This window comes from Micromonospora sp. NPDC051196, from assembly GCF_040682415.1.
Classification (GTDB): domain Bacteria; phylum Actinomycetota; class Actinomycetes; order Mycobacteriales; family Micromonosporaceae; genus Micromonospora.
The window spans coordinates 1-17,997 of sequence record NZ_JBFBAY010000019.1 but is presented as its reverse complement, the minus strand read 5'-3'; the positions used below and the strand labels follow the sequence as shown (position 1 = coordinate 17,997).

At 64.2% G+C, this 17,997-nt stretch carries 13 protein-coding genes and 1 pseudogene; 5 read left to right on the top strand and 9 right to left on the bottom strand.

Annotated elements, in window-relative coordinates; all coding sequences use genetic code 11:
- Window positions 1-247: 247 nt before the first annotated feature.
- Window positions 248-3,127, bottom strand: coding sequence for a hypothetical protein (locus AB0M35_RS25740; protein WP_363748499.1), 2,880 nt, complete (start codon window positions 3,125-3,127; stop codon window positions 248-250).
- 175 nt (window positions 3,128-3,302) lie between these two features.
- Window positions 3,303-3,416: pseudogene (locus AB0M35_RS25735) on the bottom strand (IS5/IS1182 family transposase); the annotation flags it as partial.
- A gap of 318 nt (window positions 3,417-3,734) precedes the next feature.
- On the opposite strand from AB0M35_RS25735, the gene AB0M35_RS25730 reads away from it, so the two are divergent.
- Window positions 3,735-4,763 (top strand): DUF4238 domain-containing protein, encoded by a 1,029-nt coding sequence (locus AB0M35_RS25730; protein ID WP_363748497.1) that lies wholly within the window; start codon window positions 3,735-3,737, stop codon window positions 4,761-4,763.
- Window positions 4,764-4,853: 90 nt separating this feature from the next.
- Here AB0M35_RS25730 and AB0M35_RS25725 read toward each other — a convergent pair whose 3' ends face one another.
- Window positions 4,854-5,105: a hypothetical protein gene (locus AB0M35_RS25725; RefSeq protein WP_363748496.1), complete on the bottom strand. Its 252-nt coding sequence runs from the start codon at window positions 5,103-5,105 to the stop codon at window positions 4,854-4,856.
- Window positions 5,106-5,804: 699 nt separating this feature from the next.
- On the opposite strand from AB0M35_RS25725, the gene AB0M35_RS25720 reads away from it, so the two are divergent.
- Window positions 5,805-6,722, top strand: coding sequence for a tyrosine-type recombinase/integrase (locus tag AB0M35_RS25720; RefSeq protein WP_131309620.1), 918 nt, complete (start codon window positions 5,805-5,807; stop codon window positions 6,720-6,722).
- Window positions 6,723-7,183: 461 nt separating this feature from the next.
- Here the strand turns inward: AB0M35_RS25720 and AB0M35_RS25715 are convergent, their stop codons facing one another.
- The 5 genes from AB0M35_RS25715 to AB0M35_RS25695 all read right to left on the bottom strand — a co-directional run bounded on the left by AB0M35_RS25715 (window position 7,184) and on the right by AB0M35_RS25695 (window position 11,007).
- On the bottom strand, window positions 7,184-7,525 hold the full coding sequence (locus AB0M35_RS25715) for a hypothetical protein (RefSeq protein WP_363748494.1): 342 nt from the start codon (window positions 7,523-7,525) through the stop codon (window positions 7,184-7,186).
- Window positions 7,492-7,950 carry a hypothetical protein gene (locus AB0M35_RS25710; RefSeq protein WP_363748492.1) on the bottom strand — a complete coding sequence of 153 codons (459 nt, stop codon included), beginning with the start codon at window positions 7,948-7,950 and terminating at the stop codon, window positions 7,492-7,494. The genes AB0M35_RS25715 and AB0M35_RS25710 overlap by 34 nt, the downstream gene beginning before the upstream one ends.
- A 162-nt stretch (window positions 7,951-8,112) precedes the next feature.
- Window positions 8,113-8,979, bottom strand: coding sequence for a hypothetical protein (locus AB0M35_RS25705; protein WP_363748491.1), 867 nt, complete (start codon window positions 8,977-8,979; stop codon window positions 8,113-8,115).
- Window positions 8,980-9,116: 137 nt separating this feature from the next.
- Window positions 9,117-9,350, bottom strand: coding sequence for a hypothetical protein (locus AB0M35_RS25700; protein ID WP_363748490.1), 234 nt, complete (start codon window positions 9,348-9,350; stop codon window positions 9,117-9,119).
- 280 nt (window positions 9,351-9,630) lie between these two features.
- Window positions 9,631-11,007: a hypothetical protein gene (locus AB0M35_RS25695; RefSeq protein WP_363748489.1), complete on the bottom strand. Its 1,377-nt coding sequence runs from the start codon at window positions 11,005-11,007 to the stop codon at window positions 9,631-9,633.
- A gap of 324 nt (window positions 11,008-11,331) precedes the next feature.
- Between AB0M35_RS25695 and AB0M35_RS25690 the strand changes: the two genes are divergently transcribed.
- The gene (locus AB0M35_RS25690) at window positions 11,332-13,533 is read left to right on the top strand and encodes a hypothetical protein (protein WP_363748488.1); all 2,202 of its coding nucleotides are present in this window, start codon (window positions 11,332-11,334) and stop codon (window positions 13,531-13,533) included.
- Window positions 13,534-13,803: 270 nt separating this feature from the next.
- Here the strand turns inward: AB0M35_RS25690 and AB0M35_RS25685 are convergent, their stop codons facing one another.
- Window positions 13,804-14,379, bottom strand: a complete 576-nt coding sequence (locus tag AB0M35_RS25685) for a hypothetical protein (RefSeq protein WP_363748486.1) — start codon at window positions 14,377-14,379, stop codon at window positions 13,804-13,806.
- A gap of 359 nt (window positions 14,380-14,738) precedes the next feature.
- Between AB0M35_RS25685 and AB0M35_RS25680 the strand changes: the two genes are divergently transcribed.
- Entirely contained in the window at window positions 14,739-17,630 is a 2,892-nt protein-coding gene (locus AB0M35_RS25680) for a restriction endonuclease (protein ID WP_363748574.1), read from the top strand.
- A gap of 111 nt (window positions 17,631-17,741) precedes the next feature.
- The coding region (locus AB0M35_RS25675) for a transposase (protein WP_363748572.1) at window positions 17,742-17,997 on the top strand (256 nt) is incomplete at its 3' end.

Genomic DNA, 17,997 nt, shown 5'->3' with positions numbered 1-17,997 from the left:
AGGCTCACGGCGACGCGGCTACTGGCGGCCCGGCCGTCTCGATCCGCCGTAGAGGTCACCATGCGTCAGCGATCAAGGCGCTGGCCCGCCAGCATCAAGACGCCATCTGGGCGCTCAGCCAGACCCTCAGCGGTCAGAACCCACCCACCCCGCTACGAAATCGAGAGTTTTAGATAGTTTCGAGAGGCGACCGGCGGCGGGCCGGCGCGAGGTAGGTCCGGCACCAACCTTCAGCTTCATCCCCGGGTCAGGCCCTGGGGCGGCCAGCTTGGGCTCTTGCGGTTCGGGCGATCAGCCTTCGGTGGTCGGCCTGGAGCAGGTGCCGGACCTCGTCGTGCTCGGGGCTGTCATTCAGGGAACTGGCCAGCGCATATCTGACGGCTGGCTCTGGGTCCTTCGCCAGCTTGACGCCTAGGTCGGGCCACTGGCTGGGTGCGCGCACCCACACGCGTGCGGCGAAAGCTCGGGGTGCCTTGTTGGGATGCGCGGCGAAGACCGGGAGGTCGATCTGGAGGGCCTCCACTGGGAGAGCGATCAGTGCGTGCGCGATGTGGAGCCAGTCGGTGTCCCGTGCGCCATACATCAGGGAGATCGCCAGTTCCTGCACCTGCGTGAACTGCTCCTGGGTGGTCGCGAGGGCGGCCGCGACGCGCAAGGCGAGAGCAGCCAGCGGCGGCGTGCCACCGGTGAACTTGAAGCGGGCGAATGGGTCGTTGTCGATCCCGAACGCGACCAAGCTCTCCGTCGGCTCCCGGACGAAGCTCATCAGCGCGTCGAACGTCGCGGACCGCGTCGCCGCCGGCAACGTGGGAGCGAGGTACAGAATCGCTTTGAGGGCATCGGAACGATTTTCGGCGGCGTCGCGCACCTCGGCCACCCTGTCCAGCATTGCATCGGTGAAGGTAGTCCGGTCCGTGTCGTCAAGAGTCCGCACCAGCAGGGCGGTTTCCTTCAGTGTCGTGCCGAAGGTGGTAACGCTAGGGTTGAACACGAAGGGCTGCGAGTCGCGCTCGAAGCTAGAGCGAGCAACCGCCAATACCGGCTCGACGTCGCTACCGGCGAGCACGAGCGTGAGTGCGGCATACCGATTTCCCTCTGAGGCCGCTGACGCCAGACGCTCCGAAACGCGTGGTGGGTTCGAACGGAAGAGAAGCTCTCCTTTGCCGGACGCGTAGTCGGCGATATGATTGTTCAGTAGCACGGCATCGCACAGAGTGTCGATCACCCGGGCGCTCAGCGAAGGGTGACTTTCGGCAATGGCAACCGCTGCCGTGATGTATTCCTCGTAGAACGCGAAGAACGAGTCGGGCGTCGACTCGGATAGGTGGTCCTGCGTCAGGTTTAGGAATCCTTCTGCCTCTTTCAGCGATGCGGCGCCGCAGGTTCCGGCGAACGCTCCAAAGGCAGGCCCCCACGTGTCAATGGGTGAGCGCGAGAACTCCTTCGTGGTGAGCTCGCGATACGACGCACTTGCCCACTCCCGGGCCGTCTCCTCCGGGATGAGCTCGGCGGCCACCGACGCAAAGCGGAAGGACGCCGCGCGTTCCCAGGCCGGCTGATCGTCCGACGGTGGATGGAAGTCGAGCGGCTCGTCGGGCAACCGGCCGACCAGGGCCTTCAACTTCTGCGAGTAGCTGCCGTAAACGTAGTGCCTGATCGCCTCGGTCCACTGTCCGGTTTCCGTGTACAGATCCCCGAACCGCTGGTGTGCCAGGAACTCTTCCTGCCAGTCGGCGCCCAGTACCGCATAGGAGAGGTGCTGGTGCAGGTTGTGTCGCGCGTCGGGCCACCGCTTGTCGAGGATGTTGGACTTCGCCCGTGAGGCGTACGGCTGTGGCTCCGGCAGCACTGAGCCGCTGCCGCCGACCTTGAGCGCCTGCGCGACCAGGTGAGTGTCCGCCGCCTTCAGTTGCGGGCCGAAGTTCTGCCTCGCGACCCAGACCGTGGCGTAGAGCCAGGACGCGGCGGAGTCGTTGAGTCCGGCCTGGACCGCCACGTCGATCGCATCTTGCCATCGCCGGAGCGCTTCGCCCGTCCGCCCCTTGATCGCCAGATGCCGCGCATGACGAGCGGCGATCCATGCGACGGCGTTCGGCGGATAGTGCCCTCTAGCGCCGTCAAGCCGACTCCAGTCGTCGGCCACTTCGGCGAGGCACATCAGAATGCGCGCCCGGATCGTCAGGTGATCATCATCGAGAGGGGTCGTCAGAGCGGCATCGCGCAGGCGGTCCATCCGCGTGGTCAAGAGATCGGCGCGGCGCCACACGATGCACTGTTCCGCGAGCATCAATGCACATTCGATATATTTCATGTCAGTGCTCTGGAGCGCATCAAAAGCAGCAGCTACGTCATCGATACCTACGGAGTGGTCATAGCCGAATGCAGCGACGTATGAAAGCGCGCTGATTGATCGGAGAATCGACTCGGACAGGTGTTGGCGATTGCTGTCTAGCTTGCGTATGTGCCCGGCCACGGCGAACGAGTTTCCGTAGGTGTGGAGAGCCCATCCCAAGTTGAGGCGCAAAGCGGCAGCAGATTCGAAGTCGCCGCCGGATTCGAGCGCCTCGCACTGGCGGGTCCGGAGCAGGATCGCATGCCGGGCGAATGGCGAGGCCTCGAGTCTCGACGCCACCTCGGCGAACAGCGACGCCGCCTCCAGAGGAGACTCGGCCACTCGATCTTCTGCCTGCTGAAGCCGCTCCGCCTCGCCCAGATGGGCGATCGGACCGCGAAGCACCGCGTCCGACGTGACTGGCGGAACGCCGTTAATGCGCCGCGCGATCGCCGCGAGGTCCGCGTCGCGCACAAGGCGGTCACCCTGGCGTTTCTGCTGTTCTTTCCACTCCAGCAGTTCCTCGATCGTGTAGGCCGAATCATGCTGGTCAACCGGAGGGTGATGCAGGCCGCAGAGGAGAAGCAAATTCTCGAAGCCATTGATATCGCCCGTATACGCCGGGTCATGGCGCGGCCCTTCGGGCGACTCGGACCGGATGTGCGCGATCTGCGCCGTCGGCGTCAGCAGGCCTCGGTCCTCGAAGATGATCGGGCTCGCGCACCCGGGGTACGCGCAGTGAGCCGCCGTGCCAAAGAGGAGCTTCAGAGTTCGATCCTTGTAGCTGCGTGGCACTGGATGACCTTAGCGTGCACCCGCAACCAATCACGCGGGTGGAGCGGAGCGATCCTCGGCGGGAGCTGCGGTCCGCACTCCGGCGGACCTGCGACATGACCGTACTCTTGGGTTGAGCAGAGCGCGGCTGTTGGTGGGCCAGTACCAACGCCGTTCGTAGCCAGATGAGGATGTCGGCGATCTGCACGGTGGCCCGGTAACGGCAGGCGAGCTTGTCGTACCTGGTGGCCACAGCGCGGAACTGCTTGCGGCGGTTCATCAGCCGTTCGATGGTGTTGCGTTGGCGGTAGCGGTGCGGGCGGACGGTGGGCGGCCACCGCGTGGTCCTTTCCGGCCCCGGTTGGCTTTCTGGTCGTCCTTCTCGGAGATGTCGTGCGGGATGCGCCGGGCCCGCAGCACAAGGCGGTTGCCGCGGGATCTGTACGCCTTGTCCGCCGAGAGGAATCGAGGCGTTTGCGCGGACGGCCGATCCCGCCGGGACGGGTCACGGCCACGTCGTCGAGCAGCCGTACCAGTTGGCGTGTGTCGTGGTCCTGGCCCGGGGCCAGGTGGCTGGTCAGGTTCCGGCCCCGTCCGGCTCAGCGCCTCGATTGGTAGTTTGTATCGCGTGCAGTACATCACGCCCTCAGGATCACAGCATTGGCCGCTCTTCTTCCGGCCCAAGCGCCTTGATCTTCAGGAGTGGCTTGCGCAGCAGATGGCACATCCGCCTCGGCCGCCTGTCCGACGCCAGCATCTGGTATCCCAAGCGCTTCTGCGGCAGTTCTCGGGCCCCGGAAAACCGATCAAGATCGGCACCTACCACCTTGAATGGAAGGCCTACAAAGAAAAGGCTCCAAAGTCGTGCGGTTACCTCAATGACTGGACAACATCATTCACCGGTGAGATGGAACAGGCGTGGCAGCCCACGGAGAACCTCATTCCGAGCGCTATTGCCGCTATCATGGGTGGTCGAGTTCTAGGCGATCCGGCGCTGCTTACTGTGCTAAAGCGCACAATAGCGATCCACCGGCTCAGGAGTCACACACTCCGGCGTTTTGGTCAGTCGGCTGCAGACGAAGCCATTGCCGAGTCCCTGAGGCGCCTGACCGCGACTCAGGCCGTCAGGAGGTATCTTGCCCAAGAGTTTCGCGCCCTGCACGGGCGAGAGGCAGCAAGTGAGGACGACCTGCGCTCGGTTCTGGTAGATAAGGCCAAGGGCTTAGCCAACTGGGACCCGGCCATCAACTTTCGCAAGAAAATGGACGAGTCGTTCGAGGATTTGAAACGGATCGTTGATCAATGCAACGTGGAGATCCTACGCGCGCCGCCTGGTCGTCATTTCATACTCGGAGACACCCCAGTCTTTCTGGTGCCCCCAGCTGGACGCACACGTCGCTCGCGTGACTTGCCTCTATTCGACTCGCAATTCATGATCCTTCCAGTGCATCCCGATTACTGCTTGAGGCTCCCAACTAAGACGAATTCCATAGTCGCCATCGGTCATCGCGATCTAGAACGCATAAATGACGAGCAGATCGCAAACGCTTACCGGTACGTGTACTTCACGCCTGATGCGCGGACACTTAACTTTGTTAATGCCAAGGCGAAGCGATGGAGGCCACCTCCGGTGATAACTGAGCTGGTAGCTCGATAGGTTCAGCCGGTGCCTCCGCAACTGCTTCCGTGCTTACTCTCATGCCGCGAGCTATGCGAAGACCGCCAGGATCGGGAAGCCCGTCAGGGCTCATGTTCCCGTGGGGTACAGCTTGGGGTGCTGGGCAACGACAACAACGGCCGTGCCTGGAGAGATAGCGACCGGGCCGTCGTCGAGTTCGACCTGCAGCAGTCCGTCAGCGATCCGTAGGGTCAGGATTTGTTGCTCGTGGTGTTCGACAGTTCTGCGGAGTCGAGGCCCTTCGTGCAGCGCCGACTCGGCGCTGGCCATCGCGATCGTGTCGCCCCATCTGAGCACGTCAGGGCGGGACGCCCAGTCCATTCGGCATCCAACCGAACGCCGGCCAACACGGCCTCGACCATGGTGGGGCGTACCTTGACGCACGGCGGCGATGCGAACTTCCACCTGTCCGATTCTCCCAGTCGGCGTCCAGATCTTGCCGCCGGGCGGGCGCGCTGAGGAGACCGCCCCCTTGTGGGAGTCCTGCCGTAGACGGTCGATGGGAGAGCCGACTTTCAACGATCGGTCGTGACAACGGCGGTGACCAACAGCAGGACGCCGATCGTGATCTGCGTGCACAGGGCACCGAAGAAGAGCTTCGGGTCATTGACGAACAGGCGAAGTACTCGGAATGGTCCCGGCAGCGTTCTGCCTGCTCGTAGGCGACGCTCGGCCCACAGCCGTAGGACGAAGTTTCCGAGGGCGAACGTAAGGAACAGAACCCCGAGGACCCCGAGGACCCCGAGGACCCCGAGGACCCCGAGGACCCCGAGCGGAGCCTGCGGTGATGCGTCTGCGGAGTTGCTAAGGCTAATGGGGAGCACGGACCGACGCTCGCACGGCTTTCGAGCCTTGTAAAGATCATCAGCGCGTCACCATCGCTTGTCGATCGGACGGCGGCATCCGTCCTGACGATCCATGGGGGTTTGGCTGTTTGCCTCGATCAACCAACTCCGACTGCAGGCTTCTGCCGCTTCGGGAGGGCTGGTGTTCGTCGCCGGCGGTGACGCACCGTGATGTATGACTATCTCTTCTGCTTCCGCTTCCAGCGCCGAATCTTCCGATCAACTCGTTCTGCGCGTTGCAGTGTCGGCCTTCCTGGGCCGGTACCGTGGGCAGACTCGCGTCCATACCGAGTCGGACCTGCGAGTCTTCCTCCGTTGGTGCACCGAGCACGGCCTTGACCCGCTGGCTGCAGCGCGGGTGGACATCGAGCGGTACGTGCGCTGGCTACAGGACGTGCGCCGGTACCAGCCCTCGACGGTGTCGCGGCGCCTGTCGGTGGTGGTTGGGTTCTATCGGGTCTGCGTCATCGACGCGATCCTGGAGCACTCGCCAGCCGACTACGTCCGTCGACCCACGGTGCCTGCCGAGTCGCCGACCCTCGGACTGGGTCACCTGCAGTTCGAAGCCCTGATCACCACAGCCCGGAAGTCCTCGAACCCGAACGACTTCGCCCTGGTCGCGCTATTGGGCCTGCTCGGGCTGCGGATCTTCGAAGCCTGTGGGTCGAACATCGCCGACCTGGGTGAGGAACACGGTCACCGTGTCCTGCGCGTGCGTGGCAAGGGCGGCAAGGTAGTTCTCGTCCCGTTGCCACCCGCAGTCGCCCGAGCCATCGACCGGGCCGTCGATGAGCGCACCAATGGGCCGATCCTGCGCAACACCCACGGCCGGCGGATGGACCGGCACGCCGCCACCCGCCGACTCAAACACCTCGCCCAGGCGGCAGGGATCCGAATGCCGAGGATGCACCCCCACATGCTTCGCCACACCTTCGTGACCACCATGCTCGACGCCGGCGTCAGCCTCCGCGACGTGCAGATCGCCGCTCGCCACGCCGACCCCCGCACCACCATGCGCTACGACCGCGCCCGCAAGAACCTCGACCGACACCCCAACTACATCCTCGCCGCGTACATGGCCTCCGGGACGTAGCCAGCCTTCACGGCTCTGCCGAGTTGAGTGCACTCGATCGTGGCCAGTGTCGACATTAGGTGAGTATTCGACACGGCCTACCGAATTTGCTTGCAACATCGTCGCGCAGTCCTCGTCGGTCGATTGGCGGTGCCCATCCCATTGGTCCCAAGAGCCCTCCGTTGCAACACCGGGCGGTAACTCACCATACAGCAGCAACTCGCGTCAACGGCTTAGTCTGCGCACGGGCGACGCCGCTTAGCGCGACGACCATTGCTGGGCATCGGTGCAATGGCCTGCTCTTCCGCGTCCGATGCAATGGCTAGCCTCGATGATTCGCGCTTGGCGCCGACCACGTCGGCCCAGCAGCCCTGATCACTGTTGATCGATATGGGTGGGCTCTGGGCATGGTGGTGGGCGTCTGTCGCGGCGGTGGGCGTGGTCTCCTGGTCCTCCGGTCGTTGGGACGGTGGCTGTGCCGGTCAGCCGGGGTCGGGGATGGCCGCGATCCGGTTGAACGCGGCGGCGATCTGTTCGGCCCAGGGCCAGGTGGCCGGGGATGCGCAGCCAGCGGCGGCGTTGGCCGTGCACGAGGCGGGCGGCGGTGCACCAGGCGGCGTTGATGGCGAACTCGCGCGACGGTAGTCGGCGAAGGCCGGTGTCTTTGGCGCAGCGGATCCGGTCTTCGACGCGAGCAGCTCGGCGGTGTTGTCGCAGGTCACCAGGATCGGATGAAAGCCGTAGGTGTGCTTGTAAGTGGCCGCCGCGCCTTCCTTGTCGCTGTGCGCGATCACGATCGTCGAGTCCACATCCAGGACCACCACACCGGCACCGAGTACCGGCCCGCCGCCCGTGCCGCCAGGGGACCACCGAACAGCTGCCACATCCGGGCCCGCACCGCCGCCCGCGCCTGGGCGACGCGCCGCAGCTGCATTGCCCCAATCTCATCCAAGGCTCGCCACACCGTGGTGTCCGACGCCACCGACCCGAACACCTCCCGCCGGTGGCGGAGCACGTCGATATCGGCGATCGCTTCCCCACCGTTAGCGAACATCACCGCGAGGTCGACCAGCACCCGACCCCGATCATGCACCGGCCACCAGCCGGCTCGGGCCGGCCCCGCTGACAACGCCACGGTCAGCCCGGCCCTATCAGTCAGCATCCGCAGCAACGCCGCACCGACGTGCGACACCACACCCGAACCACCCGCGGTGACCCGCAGGTCCCTCGACCACGCCGTAAGCTGCACCTCGGAAGTGCCTACCTCGAAGAGAAACCTGTAGGTGTCGCAATCACAAGCTTCCCTTGCAGGGTAGGCACTTCCGCTGATCTACACGTCGGCAAACAGCGCATCTCGGCGATCACCATGAATCACCCGGGCTAGAGAGAGAAACGTTTGTTGACGTCCGCATCATTCGCTAGAGAGCAGCCAATCCGCGATGGCGGCACTGATGGGCAGACCTGAGAGCTCTTCGATCCACCCGAATTGTCCAGCGGGGTTCACCTCAACGAACACCGTCTCCCCAGAGGGCGTCACTATAAAATCGAACGCTGCATAGCGCAGCCCTGCTAATGTCATGAACTTCTGGAGCTGTCTGCTAACCGATTCATCCAAGCCCCACGCGGCATGCGGCGTGTTGGCCAAGTCGTATCGCCGCCAGTCCGTTTTCGTTCTGCTCGTGTTCTGCGAGTCAATGCGGCAAGCAAAAAGCTGGTCATTGACAGCTGTCACGCGTAACTCGTACGCCTTCTCCGTATATGGCTGCAAGAGTACAGGCGCGTGTGCCACCGCCTCTGCAAGGTCTTCGGCCTCGCGCCTGGCTAGCCGGGTTGTGAAGAGTGCCATGGTCGCATCGTCCTCCCCGCCAAGGAGTTTGGCGGCCCAAGCACCAACGGGTTTCACGGCGAGATCGCCCCGAGATCCCCACTCCTTGACAAAGCGACGCCATGTTTGCGGCGAATCGGTCAAAACAGTTGGAATGGTAGAGAAGCCTACCTCGCGCGCCAGTTTGGCACCAAACAGCTTGTTCTGGTCGAGAAGTCGGTCCTTATTAGCGGAATTCATCCATACCGCGTCTACGGTGAACAGCGAGTTCATGGCAACCCGGTACTGCGCGCTGATAAACGATTCGACTGCGGCGTCGCGTTGGCTGTCCGACGAAGGAATCGGCACTGCCGGCTGGCGACGGAAGACTTTCGTCTCCGGCCCTATACCAATCTCCTGGCCGGTGGCCTCGTCTCGTACCAGTGCAGAAGTCAGGCCGTCGGCATGGAGCATCGACAAGGAAACTGCTGGATCCGATAGCCTCGAACACTCGATGATGCGGGAGGCCCAGCCCCGCGTTCGGAGTGCGATGACGACGAGCTGGGCACTACCCTCTAGATCATCGGAGATTACGACAGGACTCTGCACGCTCAGTCTTCGTGGAAGTCAGTGTTGGTGTCGCGCCCGCCATCGGTTTGGGTCCGCCACGGACGCATCGAGGGTCCTTGCGGGCTATTTTCGTACTGAGGGTTGCTTTCCATCTCCTGGTTCGTCGCGGATGCGTTCAGTGGCGCTACGTCCACCTTCTCTGCGAAGCGCAGCATCAACGGGAGGTCAGGTTCGGCCAGGGTTTGTGCAGAGACGGTCTGGCGTAGTTCGGGCATACGTACACCTACCTCGCGGATCGAAGCCCAGCTCGGATTGATCGTCGGTCGTCATCGTCAGGGATTAGTAACACCATTTCAAGGAGTTGTCGGTTCCGCGACAGAAAATCGAGTGCGTTCCTGACACGATGGCATAATCTATGTTCGGGTGCCGTTTCTCGCCTCGGTTGGTCTTGTGCACGATCCAACCCAGCTCCGGAACGGTAGTCAGGCCGGATGACGGTCTTGCCACAGCACGGTCACACGTACTGTCATGCCGCGATCTGGTCGCTACGCGGAGTCATCTGGCGCCACCACGGCGGCGGTTGCTCCTGCTACGTGGCGCCGGCTCGCGGTTGGTGGGTTGCGGCGCTGGCTGCCAGTACGGAATGTCGTCGCGAAGGCAGAAGGCCGGAGGCAGCGCGGTGATTGTGGGGGCGAGATAGCCGCGCCCGACGAGTTCCTCGACGGTGCCCTGGTCGAGGATCTCGACTGGGCATGCCGTGCATTCGCCTCGTTGGCTGCATCCCGGCTCGGCCGCCAAGAGCCGCCGGACGTGGACGAAGGCATCCTGAGGGAAATCAGCTTGGACGAGGTACCAATGGCCGGTCTGGTCGGCTGGGTCGTGCAACGCGACAACACCGGGCTTCATGGGTCGGTACACGCGGTCGCCGTCGTGCCGAATGGCGAAGACCTGATCAAGTAGGTCCACAGAGTCCCGTGTCGGGTGGGTAGTGGTGAGCCAGGCGGCGGCTTCGGTGGGGCTGCCAGGCCCCCACAGGTACTCGGTAGGTAGTCGGGTGTTCTCGTATCGACTGTTGAAGTAGTGGAGGTCGGGGTCCTCCAGGCGGGTTCCCGGGCTGAAGAAGGCGCGAACGATCGCGCACTGTTCGATGTCGTCGAGACGAATCAGGCCGACGGTGAGGTGGTCGACTGGAGCGAGAGACATAGTGCCGTTGGCGTTCCAGCCGATGAACAGCACGTCGCGCTCGGCCGGCGCGGGATAGAGACGGCCGCCCGGCGTGGGTACTCCCCAAAGCTGATTGATGAACTCGGCCAAGTCGCGCAACGTCATCGCGCAGTCGACCGGAGTAAGCAGGTGCGTTGACGAGGGGTGGGCGACGGAGTTGCGGAGCTTCGCGAGCAGTTGCTCGACGCGGCGATTGCGTTGCCCGCGGAGCAGCCCAGCGGCCCGCGCCCATTTGCGTAAGCCGTCGAGCATGCCGTTGAACTCGACAGTTGCCGGGCCGCGTCCCACCAGCAGCCGGTAACCGCGGCCCGGGGAGAACCGCTTGGCCGCTTTGTATACGTCGTCGTACCCGCCGATGGTGATCGTATTCTCGAAGCCGTCGCGGTGCATGAAGGTGCATGAGCCGTCGTGGAAGTCGATGAACCTGTCTCGCAGAGCCTGCTCGACGACCAGCAGCGCGTGGTCGTTGACCAGGGTGTAGATCTCGTAGCACAGCACCCCGTACGCGTGGATGTTGCGCAGCCGCTCGAAGGCATCACGCGTACCCTGCGCCACGGCGTCCGCAAGGTCAATCTGGGCAACCGTTTCCTGGTGGTAGGTGGCGGCGGACTCCGGGGTCAGCATGCGATCTATGCCGAGACCCAGCGGGGTGAAACGCTGGGTACGTTCGTCGGTCTCGCGCAGCTGAGCCAGGGAAATGATCTGCATAACGGCCTGGTCTTTGAGTCGTCGATGGCAGACGCCATGCCCGGAACTCATGCCGAACCGAACAGGATACGGCAGCCTGAGCCCGACTGTCGCCCAAGTTCCGCGGTCGCTCTTTAAGCTTCGGTGCACGGAGCTACCGCGATCTGCGCGGCGGTGAGTTCATGAGCGGAAGCGCGCCGAGGGCCTCAGGTGACCGCGACGGGCCGGCCTCGGCCGTCCTGCGCCTCCTCTGACAGAAGAGGAGGCTGGTCAGGTGTCCACCCCGCTCGGTCGTCGGGCATTATAGGCGGAAGTTGTCAGGGAGTGCTTGTACCGTCGATCGACGTGATCACCCAGTACTTCCCGCAGGCGGCAGAACGCCTCCAGGCCGCCCAACTCGCCAGGCAACGGCTGGATGCCGCCTGGAGTGCCCTGCTGGGTGAAGGCGTGTTCGACACGGGCATTGTCACCAACCCCGACGGCAGCGGGGTGATCGTCGCCTATGCAGACTGGCCGGCTGGATCACGCGATCATCTGACCGCTCTGTTTCGGGAGTGCGTCGTTCAGCTTTGGGAATGCCTGGATGCGCTCGTCACCGAATCAGTGGCGATGTTCAGCATCCGCCAGCGGGTGCTGAACTCGGACGCTCCGCGGTACTTCCCGATTGCTGATTCGCCGGAGAGCTTCGGCGCGCTACTGAAACAAGGCTGCCTCGACGGCGCCCTCGATCGGCAGGTGGCGCTGATTCGGGCCTGCCAGCCGTACCGAAGTTCGCCTTCCGATTCCGTCCTGGACAAGCTGCGTGCCGGTCTACGGTGCCTGGTGGAATGGGAGAACCGGCTGGACGACGGATCGCTGATCGGTGCGTGGGCCACGGCGACCGATCCGCAGATTTTCATCGAACCACCCGCCGATGCTGTTGACGTGTACCCGGAACCGCCGGGAGAGTTGGTGGACGAGCGTGTAGTGGCGCGATATCGAGCAAAGGCCATCGCCACGGAGGCTTCGGTCTCCGGCCAGGCTGGAACCTTCATCGACCTCGCCCTGCCGGACGGCTTCGAGCCAGGCAGCCCGGATGACACCTTCGGTGTGCGGCTGCGCCTGGCCATCCGTGTCGTCGGGATGTTCGCCGTCGCGTTCGCAAACTTCGTTGACGAGACGCCGGGCGCCAAACGTCTGGCGGGCGGCGCAGTCGACGCCGCAGCATCCTGGACCGACGCTCGACGCTCACCGCGACGGTGGACCGACACCGAGCTGGCCGCCGTGGCTGCCTCCGAGCTGGGCCTCGCCACGGTCCGCAACGCCGGTGACCTCACATTGATTGTTACGACACCGCACGGAACGTTCGAGCGCGTCATTCCAGACGCTAGCCCGCTGCCGGAGCGCGTGCGTCGAGGCACCGCTGCCGAGAGTGCCATCCACGACGCAGCCGCCACGTGGGGCCTGCCCGACTTCGTGCTGCACCCCCAACAGGAACGTAAAGGACGCGGCGTTCGGGAGGTCGGCGACGGACTCATTGTCGCGGATGAACGCGGGGTCGTAGTTCAGGCCAAGAGCCGCGAGGGACAGCCTAAGAACCCGGAGCGCGAGTCAAGCTGGCTAACGAAGAACATCACGGCAGCGGTTAAGCAGGCGAACGGCACGGTCCGGCAGCTAACCACCAAACCCAGCACGATGATCAACGGCAGGGGTCGCGCGGTCACCATCGATGGCAATGAGATCGCCTGGGTCACGGCCATCGTGATCGATCATCCTGATCCGCCCGAGGCCCACCAGGTGCCGATACTGGAGAGCAAGATCCCGACCATCGTCCTGCTTCGCCGTGACTGGGAGTTTCTATTCAACCAGCTGCGTTCTTCGCGGGCCGTCGTGGATTACCTGCATCGGGTCGGCAGCTCGACTGAAACGCTGGGCACAGAGCCGCAGCGATACTACGAACTCGCGGCGGCAGACCGTGAGGTCGTCGATGCACCTCTAGACCCGGCCTGGGCGGCATGGTCGGGCCGCCGCGCATCTGTCCCACTGCTTCCCGCCGCTCCTGCCGGCAGTGATGATGACGAAGCCCACGCCATGGTCCGGATCATGTGCGAGGACATCGCCACCAGCCCGCTCAATGGGCAGACCGAGGAGAACCTCCTCCGCGTCCTGGCCGCGATCGACCGGCTGCCAGTCGGATACCGTACTGACCTCGGTCGCCTGCTGCTCAACGCCCTGCAGGCGTTCCGCGTCAAAAAGCCAGACCAGACCAGCTGGCAGTTCCGCACGTTCCGCCCGACCGCCCCAGGCGAAGTTCAACTCGGGTTCGGAGTCTGCAACGAGCTGTCCGAGATCACTCGTGCCGCATTCCGGTCCTGGTTTCTGCTACGACACCACGAGCGCAGTACGGTCGAACCGCTCGATGGTCGGATGTCCATCGCAGTGCTGCTCACCCCGGACCGCACCGGCCAGCGTGAGTGGGACACCACGATGATGGCCATCACCGGCGACCCAGGGCTCAGTCCGGAAGAACTCGCCGTCAGCCGGCGGCTGTGGAACCGGGAATGCTGACCGCCCGCGACTGCAGATACACCCGGTCGGACATCATCGAAATCGGCTTTCTACACGGCGTCGTCCGGCGCCTCGACGACTGAACAGTCACCAGCGGGTTACCGTCCCGTAAGGACGTGATTCGTCCCCACTGTCGAACCCAGCCCCCGTCTCCATGCCGGCGACCATACCAACGCCCGTCACCGTCGCGCTGCCCTGCGTGACCGCCCCGTCGGCTGGGACGGCAACAAGGTGAGGGTCGGCAGTGGTGTCTGGCGGCTGGCGGGTCTCTCAGCCCGGTATCGAGATTTCGGTGACCGTGGCGGTCCCTTGTACGGACCGGCCGTCGTGCATGGTGATCGTCTGGTCAGGTCGGAGATCACGCCACCCGTCGGGGGCCAGGGGAGCCAGGCGAACCGATCCCGTCGCCCCCGGCGCCAGTTCGGGAGCGTATTCGGCCCAGTTCCGGGCGACACGGAAGTTGGGCTGACCGTCGGGCATGTATTGGCCGATGTGCCACAGCGGCCGCAACACGCCCTTACCCGGTATCGGGGTTTGCCGGCCTCCCTCAGCGGCCGGCACGAGCGTCAGCTGGGTGCGGATTATCCCGTGGATGCTTTCCCAGCGCCGCCACCGGCACCAGGTGGCTGTGTCGGCAAGCCACATCAGCTCCGCCGCCCCAATCAGCAGGTCCCACCACTGCGCATCGGCAGGCCAGCCGTCGAGGTCGGCGAGGAGATCAAGGGCGACTTCCCACTCGTGGTATCTGAGGCCATCCACTACGTCGGCGACGGTGGCTCCGGCCTCGTTGGTGGCGTTGGCCGGAACCATCGTGGCCGCCCGGCCGAGCAGTTCAGGAACATCCACCTCGCCATTGTCCTGGCCACACCGCCTACGGCGACGCCGTATCCAAGCGCTGCACACCATGCCGCCGCACGAGCGCGGCCATGTGGCGCCAGAGCCCTGCTCGCAGAGCCCGGAGCTACCGCCGTTCAGTGCGGCGATCTTCTGGTGCACCGGTAAGGCACTAAAGGAGCGTCGCTGCGAGGTGGACCGCGGATTTCCTTCGAGTTGGGACCCGAGCGCTGGCGGCTTCGCAGGCCACTAAATACGGCCATCGAGAGTCGAAGCTACCGGCGTGGTGGGCCTGCCGTCGACGTAGCAGGGCACGCCGAACCGGCCAATCTGGCGGTTTTGGTCTGGGTGGTTGTTGACCAGTGAGTGTGATGCGACAGCATGTAGTGGTGCTTGAGGACCCGATTAGATGGCGCAGGCTTGTGGCGGAGTACGGTGAGCTTCGTCGGCCGAGCTCCGGGCTGACCCGACAAGCCCGTGGCCGGCGGTTCAACGGGATGATCGCCGAGCTTTTGACGGTCTTTGGTGTGCGGGCAAAGCCGGACCAGCGGAGTGTCGGCGAGCTGGACGTTGTCTTCAGCTACGCGGGCCGGCGCTACATTCTGGAGGCCAAGTGGGAGCAGGCCAAAACGGGGACGGGGCCGATCGCAAAGCTCCAGCGACGCGTCGAGCAGCGCATGGCAGGAGTGACCGGCGTCTTCCTGGCGATCAGCGGCTTCACCGATGAGGCTATAGACGAGGTCGACAAGGGTCGGCGCTTGGATGTGCTGTTGCTGGACCAGTCCCATTGGGAGGCGATGCTCAGCGGGTTCGTGCCGCCGCAGGACCTCTTCGAGCTGGTCACGGATGCCGCTTCCTTCCATGGCCGCGCCTACACGCCGCTCAACGAACTCCTCAAGCATCGGACCGAGACGCCCCAGGTAAGGCGCGAGCCGATAGCGAAAAACGCGGGCGGACTGCGTCGAGTCTCCGCCGTCGTTCATGCCGGCATGTGGCGTGCAGGAATCGGCGCCGACCGAAGTGGCGCGCCTCTGCTGACCCTCGAACAGGGCATTCTCTCGGTGGACATGGCAAATCAGCGATCGAAATGGGTTGCGCCGGTCTTCGGCTGCAGCAACGGTTCGGTTGCCACGGCGGACGGTGCACTTCTCATCACCCGAGGACACGGCGTTGGCCGGTGGGCGACGGGCCAGCTGACCGTGGTGTCGAGTGGAGCAGCAAACCTCGACGACAGTCACCTGCTGATAAACCCCGACGGATCAATCTGGTGTCTCGACCGAGGATCGGCAGGGGGAACACCAGCGCGCCTCATCAGGCTGGGCACGCAAGTCGGCGATGAAGAGTGGTATGAGCTGCCTCTTGCGGTCACAGCGGCAGCCTGGTTGACCAGCACCAGGCTGGTGGTGTCAAACGGGGCCGACCTTCTCCTACTGTCATCGCAGTTCACCGTGGAGCAGCGTCTGCCGGCACCGGCAAGAATTGTGCGCACACTGATCGCTCTGAACGAGCGGCAGATCGTCCTACTCTTGGACGATCTGACACTGGTGCTGGTTGACGTCGATATGCCAGAACGCATGTCGCTGGGCTGGCCGAGCGGCATCGCTGAGCTCCCCGGCGCGCTCGTCCGTCGCACCGATGATTCGCTATTCGTCATCGGGCGTCACCACGCCGAGGAGGGTCACCTAGCAGTCGCAGAGGTCGAAATCGTCGGCCACAGCCGCACTGGCAGCGGAGATTCTCGCAGGCCGGGGCCGAAGGCCGGTGGCAGCGGCTCCTGGATCTCACCAGTTGAGGCCACTCCACCTTCACGAGGCAGGGCTAGGGCAGGGGCGAGAGCGGTCGCGGGACGACCAGCGGTTCGAGTACCCGTCGAACCGACTCTGGCGGCAGATGCCGGCGTGCGCGTCAATCACGACATGTCAGCCGACGAGCGCCTCACCGAGCAGCGTCGTGGCTACGCAGACGGCGTGACAGCGGCTGTGGCTATTCCCCTGTACGCCATCGATGGTCTTCTTGCTACCAGGTTCGAGATCGCGACCTGGCTGAGGCCATGGCGAGAGCACTGGGACCGCATCATTTCTGGACACGCTGCCCCCGAGGAAACAGTGCCCGACTGGTTACCATCGATCGCCCAGTTCCTCGGGGTATACGCCGCGCCCGCCGGCGTGGCACATGCACAGCTCACGCCCTCGCTGCCCTATGTCGTCGGTTTTGCCGATGGGTTGAGGGCCGTCTGGCAGGATGCTGTCCGCGGCCGGCTCGTTCCTCCCGATCGAGAGACACTCAGCCAATGGGTTCGTACCCCGCTGAAGCGGCCCGGCCTGCCGCTCGGCCTCCACACCATCACCGACCTGCGAACCGTCGCCGAGCGGGCCCGCAGGTTGAAGACCTGGAAGTGGTTCGGGCGCATCCTTCTGTGGGTGCTGACGCTTCTGTTCTGCGTGGGCGAAATCGGCGCGATCAGTGCCACCGTGACCGGGGAGTACGAGCCGAACAGCGTGACGAATGCTGTGATCGGCAACGCATGCTTTGGCATCCCCTTCATCGGCCTCCTCTGGTTCGCCATCTGGGACGTGCGACGGCTGATCAACGGTGGCCAACCTCCGCGTCGGAGCCCTACGCCGTCACAAACCACTCAGGAAATTCGGCCCACGCACAGAGCTGAAGCGGCAAGCACCCCGACAGAGCCGCTGGTCGAGCCGCCTCGCGAGCATGTTGACTGGGTGCTCTCCCGCCCAGACCGAGGCAACCCACCCGCGGACTATGCCGCCTTCGCCGCAAGCAGCGGTATGTACTGGACGATCGTCGGCATCAACACGCTCCTGATCATCCTGCTGGCGATCATCATCGCCACAACCGACATTCCGTTCATCGTCAAGGCCCTACTGGGCCTGTTCGATGCGTTCCTTGTCTTCGCCGCCATCGGATTTGCCAACATAGCCAAAAGCCCCACTCGCCTGGAGATCGGCAGGGCGGGAGTTCAGGTCTACAGCCGCAGCGGGACCTACTGGTTCCCCTGGCAGATCCTGGATCGCGTCGAGATCATGCGTCTCGAAGCAGGCACCCGCCATCTCGTTGGATGGTGTGCCAACCCTGAACTATTTCCGGAGTCGGCCAGCGTCGGCGGGGGACCGCGCTTCCTGCCGAAGCTGAAGGCGGTCGCAATCTGCCCACTCAGCACTCTCCATACTCGCCGCCATCTCGTGGCCCGCGCTCTTCAGAACTATGGTGGCAACCGCTATCGCAGTCCCAGCAGCTCCTAACAGTGAGGATGTACTAAGAGTTCCTAAGAAAATGGTCTCTGAGGCTTGTCGCCCTTTGTAGAGGTTGATCTACGATGTCGGGCCGTGAGGCGTGGTGAGCAGCCGCCGTGGATCGTGCCGGACGGGCTGTGGCAGCGCATCGAGCCGTTGCTGCCCAAACCTGAGCGCAATCCGCGGCATCCGGGGCGTAAGCGGATCCCGGACCGGCAGGTGTTGTGCGGGATCTTGTTCGTGCTGCACACGGGCATCCAGTGGGAGTTCCTGCCCCAGGAGTTGGGGTTCGGGTCCGGGATGACCTGCTGGCGGCGGCTGGAGGAATGGAACCGGGCCGGGGTGTGGCAGCGGTTGCACGAGCTACTACTGGCAG

What these genes read in the sequence shown, in the direction of transcription:
- AB0M35_RS25725 (WP_363748496.1), bottom strand. Translation starts at nt 5,105, where the DNA reads ATGGACTGGGCGTCCCGCCCTGACGTGCTCAGATGGGGCGACACGATC.
- AB0M35_RS25720 (WP_131309620.1), top strand. Translation starts at nt 5,805, where the DNA reads ATGACTATCTCTTCTGCTTCCGCTTCCAGCGCCGAATCTTCCGATCAA.
- AB0M35_RS25705 (WP_363748491.1), bottom strand. Translation starts at nt 8,979, where the DNA reads ATGCTCCATGCCGACGGCCTGACTTCTGCACTGGTACGAGACGAGGCC.
- AB0M35_RS25700 (WP_363748490.1), bottom strand. Translation starts at nt 9,350, where the DNA reads ATGCCCGAACTACGCCAGACCGTCTCTGCACAAACCCTGGCCGAACCT.
- AB0M35_RS25695 (WP_363748489.1), bottom strand. Translation starts at nt 11,007, where the DNA reads ATGCAGATCATTTCCCTGGCTCAGCTGCGCGAGACCGACGAACGTACC.
- AB0M35_RS25680 (WP_363748574.1), top strand. Translation starts at nt 14,739, where the DNA reads ATGCGACAGCATGTAGTGGTGCTTGAGGACCCGATTAGATGGCGCAGG.